The organism is Bacillus sp. AFS017336, assembly GCF_002555445.1.
Classification (GTDB): domain Bacteria; phylum Bacillota; class Bacilli; order Bacillales; family Bacillaceae_G; genus Gottfriedia.
Map to the genome: position 1 here is coordinate 1 of NZ_NUCO01000006.1, position 22148 is coordinate 22148.

Consider the following 22148-nt stretch of genomic DNA (forward strand, 5'->3'; position numbering starts at 1 on the left):
AATCTATGCGAAAACAGCCTTTTATAAATATAAAAAACTAAAGATGTCCAAATCACAAAAGGGAGAATGCTAGCAATAACCGTAATCCACGCATCTCGATGAGTTGACGTCAAAACACTAGGAACAATAAATACATGTAACATAAACCCAGTAGACATAATCATTAAAATATAAATGTGAGCTGAATAAATAAACTTCTTATTCATGGAAAAGTCTCCCTAAAAATCCTTTATTCCTTTAAGTTAACCCGTTTTGAATTTCTTTATGTGTATAAAGCAAGGTTTAAGGAGTATTGCGTTTGAAGGAAGAAGGGGAAGCTGTTTGGATTAATGTTAATTCTCCTTATACAAGTACTGGCAGATTAGAAGATTTATTAAACATTAAAATTAATTTTTAGAGACTGTTTTATTAGTAAAAGTATTGATACATAGGCTTACGTCTGTTGAACAACATGATCAGCTCTATAGTCAATTTTTTTATGTTTCATTTAAATAAAAATAAAGATAGAAGGAATTTTCACAGCGAAAATGGTATAGACAAAATACATGTAAAAAGGGAGGGAGATTATGGAAAGATGCCAAAACTGCGATTATAAATGGGATAAGACAACATTGTGGAAGCTTTCTTACTCTAAAGAAGGGGTGAATTGTTCCGATTGTGGTCAAAAACAATTTATCTCTTTTGATACTCAGCTTTTTATAACTTTGTTTTCGCTATCTTTTATATTTGGTTTTTTTATTATTCTTCTATTTCCTTCATATGTAAAGCTGAGTAGTAAAAACACAGGGAATTGGTGGTTCTAGAAAATAACAAACAAATAGCTTATGCAACCAACGCAGTGTAATAGTTCTATAAATCTAGGAATCAGCTCCTATTTCAAATTTGGCAGGATTATTTAAGTGAACGTTTAATCTATTTTGTATAGAACTTAAGAGTTAGAGGTGGATCATTTGTGTGGGATATTATTTTGGGGGCTGTATCCATTCTTGCAGGAGTAATATGTTTAGTTGAGTCTATCTGATTTTAAGGAAGCAAAATCTACTAAGAAAAAATGGGTGTTTTTTTTCTATTTTTATTTGCACTTCACTGCTAATTGCAGCTTCCCCTTTCTTTTTTGCACATCCCACTCTTTTATTTGCACTTTTCAAACCCTTATTTGCACTTCAACTGGTATTTGCACATTCTCCTTTCTTATTTGCACACCCCACTCTTTTATTTGCACTTTTCAAGCCTTTATTTGCACTTCAACTATTAATTGCAGCTTCCCCTTTCTTTTTTGCACATCCCCCCCTTTTATTTTTTACTTTTCACATCCTTATTTGCTCTCCAACTGGTATTTGCACATTCTCCTTTCTTATTTGCACTTCACTTCTTCACTAATCCACCAATAGCAATACAACCTCAAAAGGGAAGCCATAATAACTGGCTCCCCGCTTACAAACTTATTATTGATCTAAACCTAAATCTTTTAAAATACTATCTAAAGTTGCACCTTTGTAAGTCGTTTTTGGTTTTGGTGCATTATCAACAGTAGGATTTTGTAATCCATAGTTTCTAACGACAAAGTCCATATCCTTTTTATCGACTACTTTATCAAAGTTAAAGTCTGCTGTAGCTTTATTTGTACCCCAATATGTTTGTACAGCTAATGCATCTAATACGTCGATAACATCATCTTTGTTAACGTCTCCAGCTGCAGCTGTTATTAAACCAAGATTATATCTCTTTCCTAGTGTTTCTCCACGTACTTCATTTGATAAAAGTACTTGTCTGTTCATAGTGAAATGTCCAGGTACCTCAACTTTATAAGTATAAGGTTTTGGATCTGCTTTCAGTCCTTCTGCACTATATTGTCCGCTGCTGTTGATTGTAGGTTGTACTGTTGTTTTTCCATCATAAGAAGTAACTGTTACTTTTGCGCCAATTACACTTTGATCAAGCGCATAATTCGGCTGACCATTCGTTGGATTCGTTGCTCCTTCTAATTGTAATGCTCCATCGATCTTTGAGTAAGTGTTCTTAACTTTATAAGACTCCATGTATGAATACACATCGCTTGTCTCAACATTTGATTGATCAATTGTTGATGCTGTCATTGAATACCAGTCATTTGGGACAAAGTTTGTATATTTCTCTGCTGTTTTCATATCAAAATTAAATAATTGTAAGTCTTCTGGTAAAGCTTTTGTTCCATTATAAGTAAACGTAAATGTATAAAGTTGACTTATTCCTGAAGGTACTGAAGTTACTGAAACTTGTGCATCACCATATTGTTTTACTGCATCGTTTACAACAACATTTTTGATTGTTGCAAGATTTGGGTCAACTGTAAATTTAATTTTAGTTGTTTTTAAGTTTTTAATATTATTTGAACGAACACTATAATTTACTGTATCACCTGTCGCTACTGTTTGTTTATTTGCTTTTAAGTAGTAATAAGGGAAATTTTGGTCCACGAATACTAGTCTTAACATATTTGAAGCATTTCCAGTAAAGTTTCTTGCTGCATCCATGCCGTAGAATGAAACTTGCAATGGTGTAGAACGCTTATGAACTAAAATCTGGTCATTATAGTTTCCGTTCTTGTCCGTTTTAATTGGATTTGCAGGGAACGGACTATCGTGGAACGAAACAACTGCATTAGTTGACTGATCTACAGGCAGACCTAAACGGCTTGCTTCAGCAGTTTCAGGATCATTTAGATTAATGTTAAAGTCGTATAAGAATTGTCCATTTGCATCAAATTGACTATCTTTGTATTCAATTACTTTTTGATCTAATGAGTCAAAGCTAGAAGTCATTGTAGGTGCAGCAACATCATAAACGAAATCTGCAGTTCTTACAAACGACTTACCTTTTTCATTCGTACCAACTAGCTTTAATTTATATTTTCCTGCTTTTGCTACTACCGGATCATAACTAATTGGATTTTTTGCATCTCCAGTAAATGGATAGTAAATTGAACTGAATCCTCTTCCAATAAAGTAATCTTGATTCTCATTCATTGTGATTGGTGTAAATGAACCAACTAAACCAAGGTCTTCACCTGTTGTAGCATCTTGTAGCAATACATCCAATGTTTTCATATGTGATTTTAAAGATAGATCGAATGATAAAAATGGGAATGAATTTGCTGGCCAACTTGTATCCGTACCGAACATCGGACTGTCGACTTTAAAATAATCGATACCTTCATCAACTACACGGCCACCAAATGGAATCTGATATGTTTCAGTTGGGTCTGCAGTATTTGTAAATGTAATAAACCCTTCATACGTTCCTTTTTCTGCTGTTTTTGGTATGTTTAAGTTAAACTTTACATTTTTTTGGCTAATTCCATTTAATTTTACAGATGTAGGTCCAGCTAATGTTACATTATTTTGTGCTGCATCTTTAGAGCCTCTTAAACCACTTTGGAATTTCACATCTACTTTAAAAGTTTTCGCTTTTTCACTACGGTTTTTTAATGTGATATTACGAGAATCTGCAATGTCCTTATCATCGAAACCATATGATCCAAAGCTAATGCCACCTGTTAATTCTTTAATAGATTTTTCTTTTCCATTAATAACTGTTGGTGTTTGATCCACTACTTCTAATTCTACATTCGAATGAATTGCTTCATATGGGTCAACACGTCCACTACCTGCTTCAAATACACTATAAGATTTTGATAACGGATCAGCAGTGTTCATTAAAATCGATTTGATATCTTCTGGTTGTAGGTCTTTATTTGATTGAAGTAATAATGCCGATACACCGGCTACATAAGGTGTTGCCATTGATGTTCCTGATAAGCGCTCATATGCATATTTATAATCTTCAGGTTTTGATCCATCACCTGTTTTATTATTTACATAGAATGGCACAGTTGAAAGAATTGCCACACCTGGAGCAGTTACTTCTGGTTTGATGTCATAGTTTACTCTTGAAGGGCCTCTTGAACTAAATCCTGCTAACTCATCTGACGCTGTTTGTACCTTTTTAAAGTCTCCAAATGTGAAATTTGTGTTACCTGCTTTTATAGCATCTGAAATAGCTAAACCTTCTTCATTTGAAACAGAGAATGCTGGAATTGCATCGACTGATTCACCAAGGAATGATTGGATCGCACCTTCAGCTTTATTTGTTTCATCGTTATACATTAAAACGCCAACTGCACCTTTTGCTTTTGCATTTTTAATTTTATCGATTAGCGCAATCGTTCCACGTTTAATAAAAGCGACTTTTCCGTTTACATCCTTACCATTGAAATCAGCAGGATTACCTAAACCAACGTCAACTAATTGATATGTTTTTCCTTTTAATGCTGTTAAGTCATCAGAATAATTTCTAGCTAATTGTCTTACTGAATAATTCTTTCCATTGTTAACACCTTCGTATTGGTAAACATCTAATGCGATAGATGAAGCACCAACTGTTAAAGCTAATGCTGCAGCACCAGGTGAACCAAGCGTATACATTTGATCTCCACTATTTCCAGCTGCTACTACAGTTGTAACTCCATTTAATACTGCATTGTTTACTGCAATTGAAGTAGCATAAAGTGGATCGTTTAGCGTTGCACCAAGTGACATGTTAATGACATCCATACCGTCTTGTACAGCACGATCGATCCCCGCAATAATATCTTCCTCAGTACCTGATCCATAAGGTCCTAACACTCGGTAAGAATAAAGGTCAGCATCTGGTGCTGCACCAATCGTTTTATACTCACTATTTGCTACACCTCGTCCACCAATAATACCAGCGACATGTGTACCATGCTCAGTATAATAAGTTGATGTGCCACTAACTTCAGGTTGACCTGATTTTTTCCAATCTGCATAAGTTGTTTCCATCGGATCATTATCGTTATCAACGAAATCATATCCACCTTTATATGCATCCTTCAAGTCTGGGTGGTGATAATCCATCCCTGTATCTAAAATCCCTACTTTAATTCCTTTACCTGTAAATCCTTCTGCATGTAGACGGTCTAGCGCATCATATGGAGTATAATTTGCAACGTTTGATTCGTCTGCTTTTAATTGATCATTTTCTTTCGGTGGATCAATTGAAAACGTTTGGTTACTCCACACCTTTTTTACAGCTTTTGATTTTAGGAGATTCTTAATTTGATTTGCTGGTAGTGTCATGGAAACACCATTGAATGCATGTTTATAAGAATGATTAATTTTATAATCTACCTTTTTACTTTTACCATTTGTCAAAACTTTGCTAACATCTTTCGTAAACGTATCATGGTCTTGATCAATTAAGTCTTGAGCGTCTGATTTTGTTAAAGTCTTACCTTCCACACTAGCTTCAATTTGCGCAACTTTAACAGGTTTACTAGCAAATTCAACAATGACCTTAGTTGGTTCAGAAGAGTCTAGATTAATATCAGAAGAAATTTGCAACCCAGTATCATCACTAGTTGAAAGCTGATTAAGAGCTGCTCTTTGCTCTGAAGTTAATTTTGCTAAAAGATCTTCCACTTTACTTGGACTTGCTGCTTGTGAAACATTAGTTGCTTGTCCAATAGAACCTAGAATAAAACTTGATGATAAAGCTAAAACCGTAAAACTTTTTAAAACTTTACTTTTTTCTCTCTTTTCCCCCATTTTTCTTCCTCCAGTTCATTTACTTAATAGTTATTGCAGTTAACTACTAGAAAACTACTATTTTGACAACTTTCTCTAGTAATCAACAAAATATAATGAACATTTGTCGTTCATTCCTTCTAATTACATTATTGTGAATATTCCATTTTTAATCAATTGGGTTATAGAAAACCTTGATTTATCAGTGTTTTTACATTTCACCTTAAAATAAACGACAAATTACAACATTTTTCCCTATGCGAATAAACCAATTTTAGTTAATTTCGAACAATTTACTTCCCACAATTTAATTTTTCATTACAAAAAAAAAATACATAGACACGTTAATAAACGTTGTCTATGTATTTTTTTATAAGCTAACAAATGTATGTTCAATTGATTCGTATAATTCAGCAGCTTTTTGAAAATCTTTGATTTCTATATAGTATTTATATAATTTCTTACCAAATTGTTCGATATAGAATTTATTATTAGTAGAATAAAAGAATGGGAGTGCCTCATCCGATAGATATTGGTAAAATTTTTCTCGAGCTCCCTCAGCCTTCAGCTTAAATAATTTAATAAGGGTAATATGTACTGGGCTTTTTAACAATTTTGCTAGAGCTAGTGCTCTTTTCATCACACCAAGAAGGATCTCTTTTTCTAATAATGTCCCTTCAGTACATGTCTCTAAATAATTGCACAAACGTCTTAAATAATTGATGGATTTTTTATTTTCGGTCTCATTAATACTTTCTTCAAAATAATATAATGCAGTTTCATATTCTTCTCGCTTAAAATACTTTACGCCAAGATTATTTAATAATATAGCCTTACGTTCCCGATCCCCTAATACTTCACAGTTATGAATTAAATCCTTGTAGCGTCCTACAACTTCATTAAAATTCATCTCTAACTCACTACCATACTGCAATAACATAAGCGTTTCAGAACTAATCGCAAATAAGTAATTATTCGTTCTCTGAAAATATTTAAGAGCCATTTCAGCATATTTATACGCCAATATTTTTGAGCTTCCATAATGATAGGCAATTGCAAGATGATGATAGTATTCTTCATTTCGATACTCATCGATATTAATCATCTTTAATACTTTAATTGCTTTTTGATGGTCTTCACTACTTAGGCTAGTATAATTCGAAATATAAAACATACCTTGAAGATGATAAAATAGATTTTTCTCGAAAGGAGATAACTCAGTAAATTCTTTTTTCACATATGTAAGTATTTGCTTAACCATATCTAAATTTTGATAATGAAAATAATACCTTGCTCTTAATAAATTATAGTGGGCTGCGTATTGTGAATATTCAATAAAGGGCATTTGGTCAAGTTCTGCTTTACATTCTTCTATTTGGGCTTCTTTTTTCATTATTAATGCATCATGCCAAAGATGTAATTTTTTCTCTAAATTATAAAACGATTGGACTTCATGATTAATATTTATTCCTAAACGATCTGAAAATAAAGCGATAATATCAGGTGAGTATGCCGTCTTGCCTCTTTCAATTTTACTAACATGAGTAGTTGTACATATACCTTCTCCAAGCATAGCTTGAGTTAACCCCATTTTTTCACGATAAAACTTTATGATTTCCCCCTCAATCATATGCACCCTCCTCTATCTCTATAACCATATTTATCTAAATATTCTTTACTAAATTTTAATATCCTTTTAAGAAAAATACAATTAATGATTTTTACCTAAAACTAGTAAATTTTACTCCAAATCCAATTCAATATAACTAAAAAAAAGATAGAATTCCAAAATGAAATCCTACCTTAAAGACTATTTTATTATTTTTTTCGACATTACTTAAGGACTATCCGTCAAATAGATTTAATTTTATTAATTTCGAATTCAAACTAACTAAACAAACCTTTTTACCAGTATATATCACTTAATCCATTTATTTTGGAAATTAGCAAACCTCTCATTTTCCTCGTTTAACGTTCTAGATAAACTAATATTAATCTCTCTATAAATTTTAACGTTTTCTTTTATTGGTTTATGACTATATGTTTTGCCAACAAGTTCTAGATGTATTATTTACTACTCGCCTAATCCTTAAATTTGTATTCTAAGAAAACATTCCTTACTATACTACATATATGGAAAAATTGTATTTTAAATAGATTGTGTGAAAAAAATTTTTTCGTTAATACTAATAACATACAAAATAATTTTCACAAGAAAGGGTTTTCATATTATTATTAAAAAAACCTCTTTTTTCCTATATAATAATAATTAAGTAAATTATACTGCTTTTCAAAATCTTTAAAATAAATACATTATTATTTAAAAAACTATATTAATATTCATTCTAAAAAACTATTCCCTAAGAAGGTGTAAAGAACATGGAACAAACGAATAGCTTAGGTAAAATTCGTTCTTACTATGCACGATTAAGTGATAAAGAAAAGAAGATTGCTGACTATATATTACAAAATCCAAAGCATATTATTCATAGTACAATTACAGAAGTTGCTGAAGACTTGAACGTGGCTGACGCTACTGTTTTTAGATTTTGCAAGCGCATTGGATTTAAAGGCTATCAGGCCCTTAAAATTGCATTAGCAACAGAAATTATGACGCCAATACAGCAAATCCATGAGGAAATTAACGAAAAAGACGATGAAATAACAATCGCAAATAAAGTATTTCAATCTAATATTCGAACACTTGAAAATACTGCCCAAATTCTAGATAGTGCATCGATTAAAAAAGCAGTAAATCTGATCTTAAAAGCAAATAAAGTTGAATTATATGGAGTAGGCGGTTCTTCAATAATTGCAATGGATGCTTTTCATAAATTTATTCGTACAGGAATTAAAGCAAATTCATACACGGATTCACATTTTCAATTAATGTCAGCTTCTCAACTCACAAAGGATGATGTAGCCATCGTGATCTCACATTCTGGCTCCAATAAAGATATCTTGCGTATTTTGCAAGTATTAAATGAAAACGGTGTCAAAACAATTGGCATTACAGGTTTCCCGAAATCTGCCTTAAGTCAAAATGTTTCTGTTTCCCTGTATACATCATCTGAGGAAACAGAATATCGACCAGAGGCTCTAGCTTCAAGGATTGCTCAATTAAGTATCATTGATGCATTATATGTAAATTTAATGATCTTAAATTCTCACAAAGCTAAAACATCATTTGAAAAAGTAAGAACAGCCATATCAGAAACTAGATCTTAAATGAAGTGTTTAGAAAAAACAGGGACTAAAAGGGTATAGAAAACTCTTTTAGTCCCTCTTTTACTTAACGATTTGACTTACAAATTGCTTCATAAATTTTAATAATTTCATATGCATAATACCCATTTCTTCTGGCGAAATTGGTTCTTCCTTATCTAACCATTCTTCCATAAGACCAAAAAAAGCTGAAGAAATAAACGCAGTTGTGTATTCATGAGGAAGATCAATCATATGTTCCTCCTCAATCATATTGATTATTTTTTCATAAATCGCTTCCTTAATATATTGCTTCATTTTTTTCGGAAATGCTGGATCCCCCTTTGTACTGATTAGTACTTTAATAAACCTTTGATTATCTTTTAAATAATGAAACACATTTAGAATTGGTGGATAGACCATGTCATTTGAATAAAACTCATTCAATTCTTTTGGTTTCATATACATAAGCCGATTTTGTAATTCTTCTAATATTTCATTTTGACTTTTTTCCATTAAATCGTATTTATCTCTATAATGTAGATAAAACGTACCTCGATTTAATCCAGCCTTTAATGTAATATCTCTTACTGATATCGCTTCGAATCCTTTTTCTTCAATTAAATCTAATAATGTCTCTTTTATTAATTCCTTCGTTTTTGCAACCTTCATTTCTCTCAATGATTGAGTCACTTTATATCATCCTTTAAATTATAGGTTTTTAATAAACACATAATATAAATCTGTTTAGCAATGAACACATTTATGTTATTTGCTTATTGTGATTTATTAAAACTCATTGTAATATCAACACATAAGATTAGTCAACACGTTGTTCAGTAATTTCACGACTTAGGAAATAGGAGGTATTCAAATGAACTTATTTAAACAAAAACAAGCTATATTAGCGCCAATACTAGTATTAGTTGTTGCGATAATTTTCTCTCTTACATTAGCATCATCTGTTAATCCAACACCTAAAAATCTTCCAATTGCAATCGTAAACGAAGACCAAGGTATCCAAGTTCCTTCAAAAGGAACTGTTAATATAGGTAATATGATGGTTTCAAAAATAACTGAATTGTCCAAAGCGACAAATGGTGAAAAGCCAGCAATTAAATGGATTCAAGTTTCAAGTGAAGAAAAAGTACGTAAAGGTCTAGATGATCAAAAATATTACGGTGCTCTTATTCTTCCAAATGATTTAAGTAAAAATCAAGCTTCACTAAAAACAGCAAATCCTTCGCCAATAGCGATTAAAATTTTAGTAAACCAAGGTAAAAATACAACTGGCTCAACGATGGCTAGTCAAATGCTAACTCATATTGTAGAAAATCTTAGCCTAAATATTCATACCGAGATTTTTACTGAATTAAAGAAAAATGTGAACTCGATTTCAGTAAAACAAGCTGAAATATTAGCGAATCCACTCATAGCAAAGATTGAAAATGTAAATGCAATCGGGACACATACATCAAATGGTAACGCACCTGTCCTTTTAATAACACCTCTTTGGATGTCTAGTTTAATTGGAGCAGTTATTGTCTTTTTAGCGAAAAAGAAAACTCAAACATCAAATAAAGTTGGAAAACTAAAAGTTATTTTTGAACAATTATTTTTAGGAGTTATCTTATCATTCCTAATCGGTTTTGGAATAACATTAATGGCAAAGTGGATGGGAATCACCCTTCCAAACTTCTTAGATGTGGCACTCTATTTAACAATTGCTTATTTCTGTTTCCATATCCTTATTTCTGCTGTACTATCATGGATAGGTTTCGGTGGAGTTGGTATCTTTGCCCTAATCTTCTTCTTCTCTGGTTCTTTAATTGGTATGCCAAAAGAGCTTTTACCAGCTTTTTCAAAAGACTGGATTTACTCTTGGGTTCCAATGCGATTTGGAGCTGACGGATTAAGAGAAATATTCTATTTTGACAAAGGATTATCAATGAGTCATCCAATGACGATTATCATTTGGATCGGTATTATTTCTGTACTAGTCTTATTCTTATCTGCTGTTAAGCCGAATAAAGAAGTACTAAGTCAAACAGAAGCAGTTACAATGAAATAAATTGCACAACAAAAAGGGGAAACCAACTCAAGTTGGTTTCCCTTTTCTTATTACTGATCTAATCCTAAATCTTTTAAGATGTCTTCTAAAGTCTTGCCTTTATACGTGGTTTTTGGTTTCTGCACATTATTAACTGTAGGATTTTGTAATCCAAAGTTTTTCTCAATAAAATACATGTCTTTTTCATCTACTACTTTGTCGAAGTTAAAGTCTGTTGTATTTTTATTTGTACCCCAATATGTTTGTACAGCTACTGCGTCTAAAATGTCGATTACATTATCTTTATTGACATCACCAGCCGCTCCACTTGTTAAATTCCAAAGCATTCTCTTTCCTACATATTCACCGCGTACATTATCTGATAGATTCATTTTTCTATACATTGTAAAATGACCAGGCACATCGATTTTTACAGTATAAGGTTTTGGATCAGCATTCATACCTTCAGCAGTATATTGACCTCCACTGTTATAGATTGGAGCATCTACAATCGTTTTTCCGTCATATGAAGTAACGGTTACTTTTACACCGATTTTACTTGCATCAACTGCATAATTCTTTTCACCAGTAGCTGGATCATATAAACCTTCTGATAATAAAGCTCCATCTGTTCTTGAATAAGCTTCCATAATTTTATAAGTGTCCATATAAGCGTAGACATTACTTGTTTCTACATTTGATTGATCAATCGTTGATGCTTTCATTGTATACCAATCAAACGGCGCACCTTTAGTCCACTTCTCTGCTGTTTTTATGTCGAAGTTAAATAGTTGTAAATCCTCTGGTAAAGATTTCGTTCCATTATAAGTAAATGTAAATGTATAAAGTAGTGTACCAGCTGCAGCTGGTTCTGAAGATACAATTACATTCGCATCTCCAAATTGTTTTACTGCATCATTTACTACTACATTTTGAATTGTTGCAAGATTTGGATCTACTTTTAAATTTATTTTAGTAGTTTTTAAGTTTTTCACATTATTTGAACGAACACTGTAATTTACAATATCGCCAGTTGTAACAGTTTGTTTATTTGGTTTTAAGTAATAGTATGGAAAATGCTGATCGACAAATACGATTCTTAAATCAGTCGATGCGTTTCCAGTAAAATTTCTAGCTGCATCAAATCCATAAAATGAAACTTGCAATGGTGTAGAACGCTTCTTAACTAAAATTTTATCCTTATAGTCTCCATTTATATCTGTATACTTTGGTTTTGCTGGGAATGGGCTATCGTAAAAAGATACAACTGCATTGCTTGATTGATCTACTGGTATACCTAATTTACTTGCTTCTTCAGTTTCTGGATCATTTAAGTTAATATTAAAATCATATAAAAACTGTCCATTCGAATCAAATTGACTATCTTTATATTCAATTACTTTTTGATCTAAATTATCAAAGCTAGACGTCATAGTTGGTGCTCCAGCGTCAAAGAAGAAATCACCTGTTTTAGTGAAAACTTTACCTTTATCATTTGTTCCAATCATTTTTAATCGATATTTACCTGCTGTTGCATTACTCGGCTCACTGCTAATTGGATTTTTCGCATCACCAGTAAATGGATAGTAAATTGAATTAAATCCCCTTCCAATTGTATAAGATTGATTTTCATTCAATGTAATCGGTGTAAAAGAACCGACTAAACCTAGATCCTCACCAGTTTCAGCATCTTGTAACACTACCTCTAATGTTTTCATATGTGATTTTAATGAGTAAGTAAAGCTTACAAACGGATTCGCATTTTCTGGCCAGTCCGTATTCATACCAAACATCGGGTTATTGATCTTAAAGGTGTCGATTCCTTCATCAACAAAACGTCCACCAAATGGAATTTGATATGTTTCGGTAGAATCCGCTGTATTTGTAAATGTAATATATCCTTCATATGTCCCTTTTTCAGCTGTCTTTGGAATGTTTAAGTTAAACTTAACATTCTTCTGGCTAATTCCATTTAATTTTACAGAAGTAGCTCCAGTTAATGTTACATTATTCCCGGCCGCGTCTTTAGATCCTCTTAATCCAGTTTGGAATTTCACATCTACTTTAAATGTTTTCGCTTTTTCACTACGATTCTTTAACGTAATATTACGGGAATCCGTAATGTCTTGATCATTAGAACCATATGAACCGAAGCTTATGCCACCAGTTAATTCTTTAATTGATTTTTCTTTTCCATTAATAATCGTTGAAGTTTGGTCTACTACTTCTAATTCTACGTTCGAGTGAATTGCTTCATATGCATCTACTCTTCCACTACCTACTTCAAATACGCTATAAGCTTTCGATAATGGATCAGCTGTGTTCATTAAAATCGATTTAATATCCTCAGGTTGTAAATCTTTATTTGATTGAAGTAATAATGCTGATACACCTGCTACATAAGGTGTTGCCATAGATGTACCCGATAAGCGCGCATAAGCATATTGATAATCTTCAGGTTTTGATCCATCATCTGTTTTATTATTTATATAAAATGGTACAGTTGAAAGAATGGCTACGCCTGGAGCAGTCACTTCTGGTTTAATATCGTAGTTAGTGCGTGATGGACCTCTTGAACTAAATGCTGCTAATTCATCTGATGCTGTTTGTATCTTTTTAAAATCGCCAAAAGTGAAATCTGATGCACCAGCTTTGATTGCAGCCGAAATTTCTAAACCTTCTTCATTTGAAACAGAAAATGCAGGAATTGCGTCCACTGATTCACCAAGGAAAGCTTGAATTGCACCTTCAGCTTTATTTGTTTCATCATTATACATTAATACGCCTACAGCACCGTTTGCTTTTGCGTTTTTAATTTTATCAATTAATGCAATCGTACCACGTTTAATAAATGCTATCTTTCCTTTTACATCTTTACCGGTGAAATCTGCTGGGTTTCCAAGACCAACATCAACTAATTGATAAGTTTTTCCTTTTAGTGATGTCATATTATCTGAATAATTTTGAGCTAATTGTATTGCTGAATAGTTCTTTCCATTATTTACCCCTGCATATTGATATACATCTAAAGCGACTGACGATGCACCAACTGTTAACGCTAATGCCGCAGCTCCGGGTGAACCAAGTGTATACATTTGATCGCCAGTATTTCCTGCTGCAACGACTGTTGTAATACCACTTAATACAGCGTTGTTTACTGCAATTGAAGTTGCAGCCATTGGATCATTTAAAGCTGCACCAAGTGACATATTAATAACGTCCATACCGTCTTGAACTGCACGGTCGATCCCTGCAAGAATGGCATCCGTTGTTCCACTTCCATATGGTCCAAGCACACGGTAAGAGTATAAATCTGATTCCGGTGCTGCACCTAACGTTTTATAATCACTATTTGCTTTGCCAAGTCCACCTATAATTCCAGCTACATGTGTACCATGCTCAGTATAATAAGTCTCTGAATTACTAATTTCAGGTTTACCTGATTTCTTCCAATCCGCGTATGTTGTTTCCATAGGATCATTATCGTTATCTACGAAATCGTATCCACCTTTATAAGCAGACTTCAAATCTGGGTGGTTATAATCCATACCCGTATCTAAAATTCCAACTTTAATTCCTTTACCAGTAAAGCCTTCGGCATGTAAACGATCTAACGCATCATATGGAGTATAGTTTCCAACATTTGCTTCATCCGCTTTTAGTTGTTCGTTTTCTTTTGGTGGATCAATTGAAAATGTTTGGTTACTCCAAACTGTTTTAACTGCTTTGGATGTTAATAGATTCTTAATTTGATTTGCTGGTAGTGTCATGGAAACACCATTAAAAGCATTTTTGTACGAACGATTTATTTTATAATCCACTTTTTTACTTTTTTCACTTTTCAATACTTGAGCAATATCTTTCGTAAAAGTATCATGGTCTTGATCGATTAGCGCTTCAGCATCAGATTTTGTTAAACTTTTACCTTCTACACTCGCCTCAATTTGTGCTACTTTAACAGGCTGATTTACAAATTCAACAACGACACTTGTTTGCTCTGTAGAGTTCAAATCAATATCTGAAGAAATTTGAAGCCCTGATTCTTCATTCGTAGAAAGCTCTTTAAGAGCCGCTCTTTGCTGTGCAGTTAAGTTAGAAAGAATGTCTTCTGCTTTACTTGGACTTGCTGCATTTGATACATTTGATGCTTGTCCAAGAGAACCTAAAATAAAACTAGATGTTAAAGCTAACACTGTAAACCCTTTAAGAACTACTTTGCCCTTTTCTCTTTTTTCCCCCATCTTTCTTCCTCCAGTTCATTCATACAATTAATTACAAAAAACTTCTTTTTCTGACAAAATTCACTATAATTACTCATTTAAAACAAATAATTTTCGTGCATTTATCTTAATTAAATTATCGTGAATATTCTGTTTTTAATCAACCGGGTTATTATAAACCTTTATTTATCAACGTTTTTCTTAATCATTATAAAAAACGACAAAATTCTACAAAGATTTTATCTCAAATTAACCCGACTTTTAACGTTATTGGAGGCTTGTTTTATATTTTAATTAACTTATAAAGAAATTTTTAATGATATTTTTAGATAAGGGCTCTGTAATTGATTTTTCAAATAAAAAAAGATTGTCAAGTTAGACAACCTTTGGACTCTTATTGAACTAATGCAGTGCGTTAGTTAAATTGTTTCTTATTACGATTTCTTTTTACAACATAGTCCCAAATTGAATAGACAGCACTTTGAGCAAATAGCAAGACAAGTATCCAAACACTAATATTTTGCAAATTCGATTTTGTGATTAGGATAACAATAGGTACAAAGATTACGCTAATAACTAAAAATTTTATCATTTTATCCCCTCTGGCCACTTTTTTACAATTCCAATATTTTACAACTAGTTTGACTATATTATTAATTCTAGATTAAAGTTAATAGTCCTTTTCTAATTGGAATATGGTTCCATTTAGTTACATAAAAAAAATCAACAATCTGCTTTATCGTATGCTTATTTTTAGTTTTTTCCTTAAATGCAGGAAGAACAAAAAAGGACCAAAAATTGGCCCTTTCCAGTCTATTAAGTATCAAATAATGTCCCTTCCAATGCTTCTATATATCTATTAGCTGAATTATGAACGACGAGTTTTCCATTTTCTTTTACAATCCCATGAAATGCATTATAAATCCTATCAAACTTTAACGTTTCTACAACCTCTGATATTTCTTTAACTTTTTTTGCAGGCAATGGGATTAGATTAGGGTAGCTGTACATAAAACTTACCCACTTTGGATCTGCGACTACTTGAATTATATCTCCCGTTAACAGTACACCTTTTTGCTCATTTCCAGTTTGCCATTCTAATACAGCCCCACCTTTATAGTGTCCACCTAGCCGGCGAATGTTAACTCCATTATCTAGCTCTAACGATTCACCTGACCAAAAAATAATCTTATCACTTTGTCTCGTAACCCACTCTTGATCATCCTCGTGTATGTATACTGGTACATCAAATTCTTCTGCCCATTCAATTTTACTAGAGTAGTAGTGTGGATGTGATAGTGCAATTGCATCGAGTCCCCCTAAGCGCTTTATTTCTTCAATAGTTTTCTCATCTATATAGGACACACAATCCCATAATAAATTAAATCCCTTATTCTTAACGAGATAGGCGGTTTGCCCAATACCAAACTTCGGACTAGTCTGTATACTAAATAGGTTCTCTTCTTCAAAACGTATAATGTTTTGAAAGTTCTTTTCCTTCATCAATTGTAATGTTGTCCAACTTTGTCCATTAGGATTGATGTATTGTCTTTCTTCAGAACAAATTGTGCAGTACATAGGAGGATAATTAGATTTGTTATACTGTACGCCACATGTCGTACACATAAAATTTAACATCTACTCATTCATCTCACTTTCCCTCGAATTTACTCTGAACATTTTCTTAAAGGTAAAAATTCCCAATAAAAAAAAGACACATTTAAGTATAGTAAATCAAAAACTGATTTATTACACTTGTATGTGCCTAAACGATTAAAGTCATGTATTCTATTATTTAATTTTTACAACCTTACCTTTTGTCATTTCAATCAGTTCTGTTGGTGTTAACTGAAAAATTGCTTTTGGATGGCCTGCTGCAGCCCATACTTCACTATACTGTAATAGATCTTCATCAATAAAGGTGATTATTGGATTTTTGTGGCCAATTGGTGCCACTCCTCCGATTACAAATCCTGTTTGTTCACACACGAAGTCAGCATCTGCTTTCCCTAATTGATCATTTAGAACTTGCTCTATTTGTTTCTCATTAACTCGATTTATACCACTTGCTACTACTAATACAGGGCTATTTGAGCTTTCTATTTTAAATATAATAGACTTAGCTATTTGAGCCACTTCACAATTTAATGCATCCGCTGCTTCCTTTGCAGTCCTTGCACTATTTGGAAGTTCTATGACTTTATTTGAATAGCCTAACTCAAAAATTAAATCTTGAATGATTTGCGCACTTTCTTTTAATCCTTCCACTAGATCCCATCCCTTTAAATTAATATTAAATTTCAAACTTACTTCCACCAAATAGAATTAGGGAATTCACCTGTGCTTAGATTGATTGTTTCACCTATTTTAGGTGTCGAGTACTTTACCCCATTTTCTTTAGCCGCTTTTACAGCTCGTTCAATCGGATCATTCCAATCATGAAATGCCAATGTAAAAGCACCAAAATGAATTGGTACAAGAACCTCACCTTTTACATCGATAAATGCTTTAACAGTTTCTTCCGGTAACATATGAATTGCAGACCATCGCTTATCGTATTGACCGCACTCCATTAGCGCTAGATCAAACGGACCATATTTTTCACCAATTTCCTTAAAATGTGGTGCATAACCGCTATCTCCACTAAAGTAGATTTTCGTTTTCTCTCCAATGATGACCCATGAACACCACAAAGTACTGTTACGATCCGTCAAACTTCTTCCAGAGAAATGTCTTGCAGGAGTACAAGCTAATGTTAAATGCTCAAACTTAAATTCTTCCCACCAATTATGTTCAGAAATATTCTCTTTAGGGACACCCCAGCTCACTAAGTGACTACCTACTCCTAGAGGAACAATAAATCGATCTACTTTCTGTTTGATTTTTTTTATCGTACCGTAATCCAAATGGTCATAATGATCATGCGATAAAATGACGGCATCTATTTTTGGTAATTCACTAATCTCAATCGGCAATCCACCACTATATCTCTTACCGCCAAATTGTGGAAATGGTGTTGGTGCGTTCCCAAACATTGGGTCAACTAAAATCGTTTTACCTTCGATTTCAATTAATAACGCCGAATGGCCAAACCAAGTAATTTTAGCATCTTTATTTTTTGAATAAAATGCTGAAGCATCGATTTTCTCCATTGGAATACCATTTTTAGGTTTTCGATTCGGGCTTTTCTTAGCAAAATCTCTAATCATAGAAATATTTGTTTTAAAATCCATACTCATACTCGTAGGAACTTGGTTTATAAATTTACCTTTTTCATAATGATCTAAAGTCTGGAAAGTTTCCATTTGTTCTTTTGAATATCGCTTACCAAAATGCGGATATGTATTTAAAAACGTTATGATCATAATAACTAGTAATATTAAAATTAGTAAAAATAACATTTAACGTCTACCTCCAAAAATATTTCTACTAAAATTTACACTACCACAAATTAAGAAGATTAAACAAATATTCAGATTGTTATTTACTAAAAAAAACACCTTTATGATTAATTAAGGTGTTCACTTTAATTTCCTTTCTAGAATATCAATTTCTTTTTCTAACTGTTTCATTACTTGAGCCAGTTCATCTTCGGTTGCTTCACCTCGGCTGATGATTTTATATCCAAATAAGAGATTGGATTGTCGTTCAATTAACATATTCTCTAATTCATTTCTTGTTTTTACTTTTAAATACATATTTACGGATTCACCTCCTTGTTTACTGTTGTTCAATATAAAAATTTATGGTTTCACTCGATCTATTACCTCAATACTATAATCAAATCTTATCAGTTTTACTTATAAACAAATGGAACATATTATTAAAAGTTTGTGAAATCTATTGATATTAAAATAAGCGCAAATCCTTTTATTTTTTAGCTTAACTCCTTATCCGATTGTCAAATATTAAACAAAAAAGAGAGGGAAAATTCCCCTCTCTTTAACTAGTTTCTTCTATTATATATGCTTAGTTAATAGCTCTTAATAAATTTGCCATCTCAATTGCAGAAATACCAGCATCCCAGCCTTTATTACCAGCTTTCGTTCCCGCTCTTTCAATCGCTTGTTCAATATTTTCAGTTGTTAATACGCCAAAAATGACAGGTACTCCAGTTTGTAGTGTAATAGCAGCAACACCTTTTGCTACCTCGTTACATACGTAATCATAGTGAGTAGTTGACCCACGAATAACTGTTCCAAGTGTGATGATTGCATCGTATTTTTTTGAATCTGCTAATTTCTTTGCAATTAATGGAATTTCAAATGCTCCTGGTACCCAAATAACATCAATGTCTGATTCTTCTACTCCATGACGAACTAATGCATCTTGTGCACCACCAAGTAATTTAGATGTAATAAATTCATTAAAACGTCCTACTATTACCGCAACTTTAAGTCCAGATCCTACTAAATTTCCTTCAAATTTCATCTTAATCTCTCCCATTTTTAATAGTTTAGTAAATGTCCCATTTTTTCTATTTTTGTATTTAAATATTTTTCGTTTTCCATTTTCATTTCAGTTTGAATTGGTACTCGATGATTTATCTGTATTCCATAAGATACTAGAGCATCTATTTTAACTGGATTATTCGTTATTAAATCGATACTCGCTATACCTAAATCTTTAATAATTTGAGCACTTATTGCATAATCTCTTAAATCGGCATCAAATCCTAAGTTCAAATTTGCTTCAACCGTATCAAAGCCTTCTTCCTGTAATTTGTATGCTCGTAACTTATTGAGTAATCCAATTCCTCTACCTTCTTGGCGCATATAAACAATTAGGCCTTTTCCAGCCTCTTCAATCATCGATAGTGTGGATTGTAACTGAGGTCCACAGTCACAACGACATGATCCGAAAACATCGCCCGTTAAACATTCCGAATGAATACGTACAAGTATTGGCTCACCATCGTCAACTTTACCTTTTACAATCGCGATATGTTCCTTACCGTCGATTTCATTTGTATATCCAATCATTTTAAAATCACCAAAATCAGTTGGTAATTTAATTTCAACTTCTCTTTGTACAAGTTGTTCAGTTTCACGTCTATAATGAATTAAATCTTTAATCGTAATCATTTTTAAATTAAACTTGTTTGCGACTTGAATTAAATCTGGCACTCTTGCCATCGTTCCATCATCATTCATAATTTCACAAATGACACCAACTTCTTTTGAACCGGCCATTCGAGCTAAATCCACTGCTGCTTCAGTATGACCTGGTCGCTCAATAACGCCTCCGTTTTTAGCGACAAGTGGAAACATATGCCCAGGTCTTTTAAAATCTGCTCCAGTTGATTCCTCATTTAACATTTGCAAAACAGTATGAGAACGTTCAAATGCCGAAATACCAGTAGTAGAATCAGCATGATCGATACTTACTGTAAAAGCAGTACCGTGAGAATCTGTATTTTTTGCTACCATTTCATATAAATCTAGCTTCTTTGCTATTTTTTCAGAAACCGGCGCACAAATTAATCCACGACCATATGTAGCCATAAAATTAATATTTTCAGGAGTTGCATATTCTCCTATGACAACAAAATCTCCTTCATTCTCCCTGTCTTCATCATCACAAACAATAATTATTTTTCCATTTTTCAAGTCTTCAATTGCTTCTTCTATTTTAGAGAACATGAGCCTACTCCTTTATATATAACCATTTTGAGATAAAAATGAAGTTGTTATTGAAGATTCCTTTTTCTTCTCAGCCATACCAAGCATTTTCTCGACATACTTACCTAATAAATCAAATTCAATATTAACAACGTCTCCAACTTTTTTACTACCTAAAATTGTATGTGAGCGAGTATGAGGAATTAAAGAAATCATTACAAGATCAGTTTCAACTTCAAATATTGTTAAACTTGTACCATCAATCGTTATGCTACCTTTTTGAATACAATATTTAGCAAATCGACTCGGAATATTAATTTTATAGACCACAGCATTTTCCATTGAATTAACGGCCACTATTTTACCTGTACCATCAATATGTCCAGATACAATATGCCCACCAAACCTACCGTTAGCAGCCATTGCTCGCTCTAAATTTACTTTTTGACCAGAGGCCAAAGTATTTAGATTAGATGCTTGAAATGTTTCAGGCATAACATCAACAGAAAATTCATTTTTAGTAAAATCGGTAACAGTTAAACAAACACCATTAACAGAGATACTGTCTCCTAGATGAACATCCTCAAGAATCTGTAATGCTTCAACTGTTAACACTAAAGTTTTACCTTTTTTTACGATATTTTTTACTGTTCCTATTTCCTCAATAATTCCAGTAAACAAGTTTTGTCACCTCATTCCAAAGAAGCGTATTACACTCAAGTCCAATAAATGACTTTGTAAGATCCAGCTCTAATTTCATAACTAGTTGATCCACCTTATCACACCTTCTAATTCAAATTAATTTGAAAAAGTGAAAAAGCCCCTTAGAAAACTCCTAAGGGGCAATAGATGTTTAAGAAAGGAAGCATACTTAAATAAACGCTAGTACAATATGTATCTGTTAAAAGACAGTATTGTAGCACGTCTATTGTTGTACCTACTAATTAAGCACAACAAACTAAGCCTATATGAGTAGTAAATTTGAAAAAAAACAAACAACTATCCATATATGCACTCCATCCTTCTCCCATCCAGACTATACTGTCGGCTCTAGATTCTAACTAGATCAGCAACATATAAAAAATCTATATGAAGCTCACGGGCTTAGTATAAAAATATACAACACCGCCGGTTGGGATTTTCACCCGACCCCGAAGGACACACTAATTATCAAATTTGGTTTCATTATAACGAGCAATTTTTTGAATGTAAAGAAATTATGACTTTATTTTTTTAAAAAACTATTTAAAATAAAACAAAATTAAGGCATAAAACCATATGGAATATGGATTTTTCTCGCTCTATTTTTTTTCGAGTTTTTCCGTTTTTATTGTTTAATTTCTTAAATGATAATTCTATCTTTAATTTTTCTAAACGGATTGGAAATAAATAGAAAAAATGTATAAATATTAATTATTAAAGGAAACAATGAAACAATTTCAACTTGAAAATGTGATACAAAGAGCAA

14 protein-coding genes, 1 pseudogene and 1 riboswitch are annotated in these 22148 nt (G+C 32.6%); of the genes and pseudogenes, 2 read left to right on the plus strand and 13 right to left on the minus strand.

All coding sequences use genetic code 11. The features are described from left to right. The 3 genes and pseudogenes from CN601_RS26735 to CN601_RS02225 form a co-directional block, all read right to left on the minus strand. A pseudogene (locus CN601_RS26735) lies at nucleotides 1-206 on the minus strand (hypothetical protein); the annotation flags it as partial. A 1239-nt stretch (nucleotides 207-1445) separates the two neighbouring features. Continuing rightward, entirely contained in the window at nucleotides 1446-5606 is a 4161-nt protein-coding gene (locus CN601_RS02220) for a S8 family serine peptidase (RefSeq protein ID WP_098169890.1), read from the minus strand. A 349-nt stretch (nucleotides 5607-5955) separates the two neighbouring features. Further along, nucleotides 5956-7215 carry a helix-turn-helix domain-containing protein gene (locus CN601_RS02225; protein WP_098120663.1) on the minus strand — a complete coding sequence of 420 codons (1260 nt, stop codon included), beginning with the start codon at nucleotides 7213-7215 and terminating at the stop codon, nucleotides 5956-5958. 749 nt (nucleotides 7216-7964) lie between these two features. On the opposite strand from CN601_RS02225, the gene CN601_RS02230 reads away from it, so the two are divergent. Next, nucleotides 7965-8813: a MurR/RpiR family transcriptional regulator gene (locus tag CN601_RS02230; protein ID WP_098120664.1), complete on the plus strand. Its 849-nt coding sequence runs from the start codon at nucleotides 7965-7967 to the stop codon at nucleotides 8811-8813. Nucleotides 8814-8873: 60 nt separating this feature from the next. Here CN601_RS02230 and CN601_RS02235 read toward each other — a convergent pair whose 3' ends face one another. After that, nucleotides 8874-9482: a TetR/AcrR family transcriptional regulator gene (locus tag CN601_RS02235; RefSeq protein ID WP_098169891.1), complete on the minus strand. Its 609-nt coding sequence runs from the start codon at nucleotides 9480-9482 to the stop codon at nucleotides 8874-8876. Nucleotides 9483-9663: 181 nt separating this feature from the next. Between CN601_RS02235 and CN601_RS02240 the strand changes: the two genes are divergently transcribed. Beyond that, nucleotides 9664-10860, plus strand: a complete 1197-nt coding sequence (locus CN601_RS02240) for a YhgE/Pip domain-containing protein (protein WP_098120666.1) — start codon at nucleotides 9664-9666, stop codon at nucleotides 10858-10860. A gap of 50 nt (nucleotides 10861-10910) precedes the next feature. On the opposite strand, the gene CN601_RS27825 is transcribed toward CN601_RS02240, so the two are convergent. The 9 genes from CN601_RS27825 to ribE all read right to left on the minus strand — a co-directional run bounded on the left by CN601_RS27825 (nucleotide 10911) and on the right by ribE (nucleotide 21361). Next, the gene (locus CN601_RS27825) at nucleotides 10911-15080 is read right to left on the minus strand and encodes a S8 family serine peptidase (protein WP_098169892.1); all 4170 of its coding nucleotides are present in this window, start codon (nucleotides 15078-15080) and stop codon (nucleotides 10911-10913) included. Between the two features lie 394 nt (nucleotides 15081-15474). Further along, nucleotides 15475-15651, minus strand: a complete 177-nt coding sequence (locus CN601_RS26740; RefSeq protein ID WP_179865406.1) for a hypothetical protein — start codon at nucleotides 15649-15651, stop codon at nucleotides 15475-15477. A gap of 224 nt (nucleotides 15652-15875) precedes the next feature. Next, nucleotides 15876-16697: an MBL fold metallo-hydrolase gene (locus CN601_RS02250; protein WP_098169893.1), complete on the minus strand. Its 822-nt coding sequence runs from the start codon at nucleotides 16695-16697 to the stop codon at nucleotides 15876-15878. Nucleotides 16698-16850: 153 nt separating this feature from the next. Continuing rightward, nucleotides 16851-17363 (minus strand): YbaK/EbsC family protein, encoded by a 513-nt coding sequence (locus CN601_RS02255; protein WP_257131589.1) that lies wholly within the window; start codon nucleotides 17361-17363, stop codon nucleotides 16851-16853. Nucleotides 17364-17365: 2 nt separating this feature from the next. Beyond that, nucleotides 17366-18460: an MBL fold metallo-hydrolase gene (locus CN601_RS02260; RefSeq protein WP_098169894.1), complete on the minus strand. Its 1095-nt coding sequence runs from the start codon at nucleotides 18458-18460 to the stop codon at nucleotides 17366-17368. A 120-nt stretch (nucleotides 18461-18580) separates the two neighbouring features. Beyond that, nucleotides 18581-18757 carry a hypothetical protein gene (locus CN601_RS26745; RefSeq protein WP_179865407.1) on the minus strand — a complete coding sequence of 59 codons (177 nt, stop codon included), beginning with the start codon at nucleotides 18755-18757 and terminating at the stop codon, nucleotides 18581-18583. A 271-nt stretch (nucleotides 18758-19028) separates the two neighbouring features. Then, a complete protein-coding gene (ribH, locus tag CN601_RS02265) occupies nucleotides 19029-19490 on the minus strand; it encodes a 6,7-dimethyl-8-ribityllumazine synthase (RefSeq protein ID WP_098169895.1) in 462 nt (153 codons plus the stop codon). A gap of 17 nt (nucleotides 19491-19507) precedes the next feature. Continuing rightward, nucleotides 19508-20701: a bifunctional 3,4-dihydroxy-2-butanone-4-phosphate synthase/GTP cyclohydrolase II gene (locus CN601_RS02270; protein ID WP_098169896.1), complete on the minus strand. Its 1194-nt coding sequence runs from the start codon at nucleotides 20699-20701 to the stop codon at nucleotides 19508-19510. Nucleotides 20702-20713: 12 nt separating this feature from the next. Next, nucleotides 20714-21361 (minus strand): riboflavin synthase, encoded by a 648-nt coding sequence (gene ribE, locus CN601_RS02275; protein WP_098169897.1) that lies wholly within the window; start codon nucleotides 21359-21361, stop codon nucleotides 20714-20716. A 334-nt stretch (nucleotides 21362-21695) separates the two neighbouring features. Next, nucleotides 21696-21843: riboswitch (FMN riboswitch) on the minus strand. Nucleotides 21844-22148: the final 305 nt, after the last annotated feature.

What these genes read in the sequence shown, in the direction of transcription:
- CN601_RS02220 (WP_098169890.1), bottom strand. Translation starts at nt 5,606, where the DNA reads ATGGGGGAAAAGAGAGAAAAAAGTAAAGTTTTAAAAAGTTTTACGGTT.
- CN601_RS02225 (WP_098120663.1), bottom strand. Translation starts at nt 7,215, where the DNA reads ATGATTGAGGGGGAAATCATAAAGTTTTATCGTGAAAAAATGGGGTTA.
- CN601_RS02230 (WP_098120664.1), top strand. Translation starts at nt 7,965, where the DNA reads ATGGAACAAACGAATAGCTTAGGTAAAATTCGTTCTTACTATGCACGA.
- CN601_RS02240 (WP_098120666.1), top strand. Translation starts at nt 9,664, where the DNA reads ATGAACTTATTTAAACAAAAACAAGCTATATTAGCGCCAATACTAGTA.
- CN601_RS27825 (WP_098169892.1), bottom strand. Translation starts at nt 15,080, where the DNA reads ATGGGGGAAAAAAGAGAAAAGGGCAAAGTAGTTCTTAAAGGGTTTACA.
- CN601_RS26740 (WP_179865406.1), bottom strand. Translation starts at nt 15,651, where the DNA reads ATGATAAAATTTTTAGTTATTAGCGTAATCTTTGTACCTATTGTTATC.
- CN601_RS02250 (WP_098169893.1), bottom strand. Translation starts at nt 16,697, where the DNA reads ATGTTAAATTTTATGTGTACGACATGTGGCGTACAGTATAACAAATCT.
- CN601_RS02260 (WP_098169894.1), bottom strand. Translation starts at nt 18,460, where the DNA reads ATGTTATTTTTACTAATTTTAATATTACTAGTTATTATGATCATAACG.
- CN601_RS26745 (WP_179865407.1), bottom strand. Translation starts at nt 18,757, where the DNA reads ATGTATTTAAAAGTAAAAACAAGAAATGAATTAGAGAATATGTTAATT.
- ribH (WP_098169895.1), bottom strand. Translation starts at nt 19,490, where the DNA reads ATGAAATTTGAAGGAAATTTAGTAGGATCTGGACTTAAAGTTGCGGTA.
- CN601_RS02270 (WP_098169896.1), bottom strand. Translation starts at nt 20,701, where the DNA reads ATGTTCTCTAAAATAGAAGAAGCAATTGAAGACTTGAAAAATGGAAAA.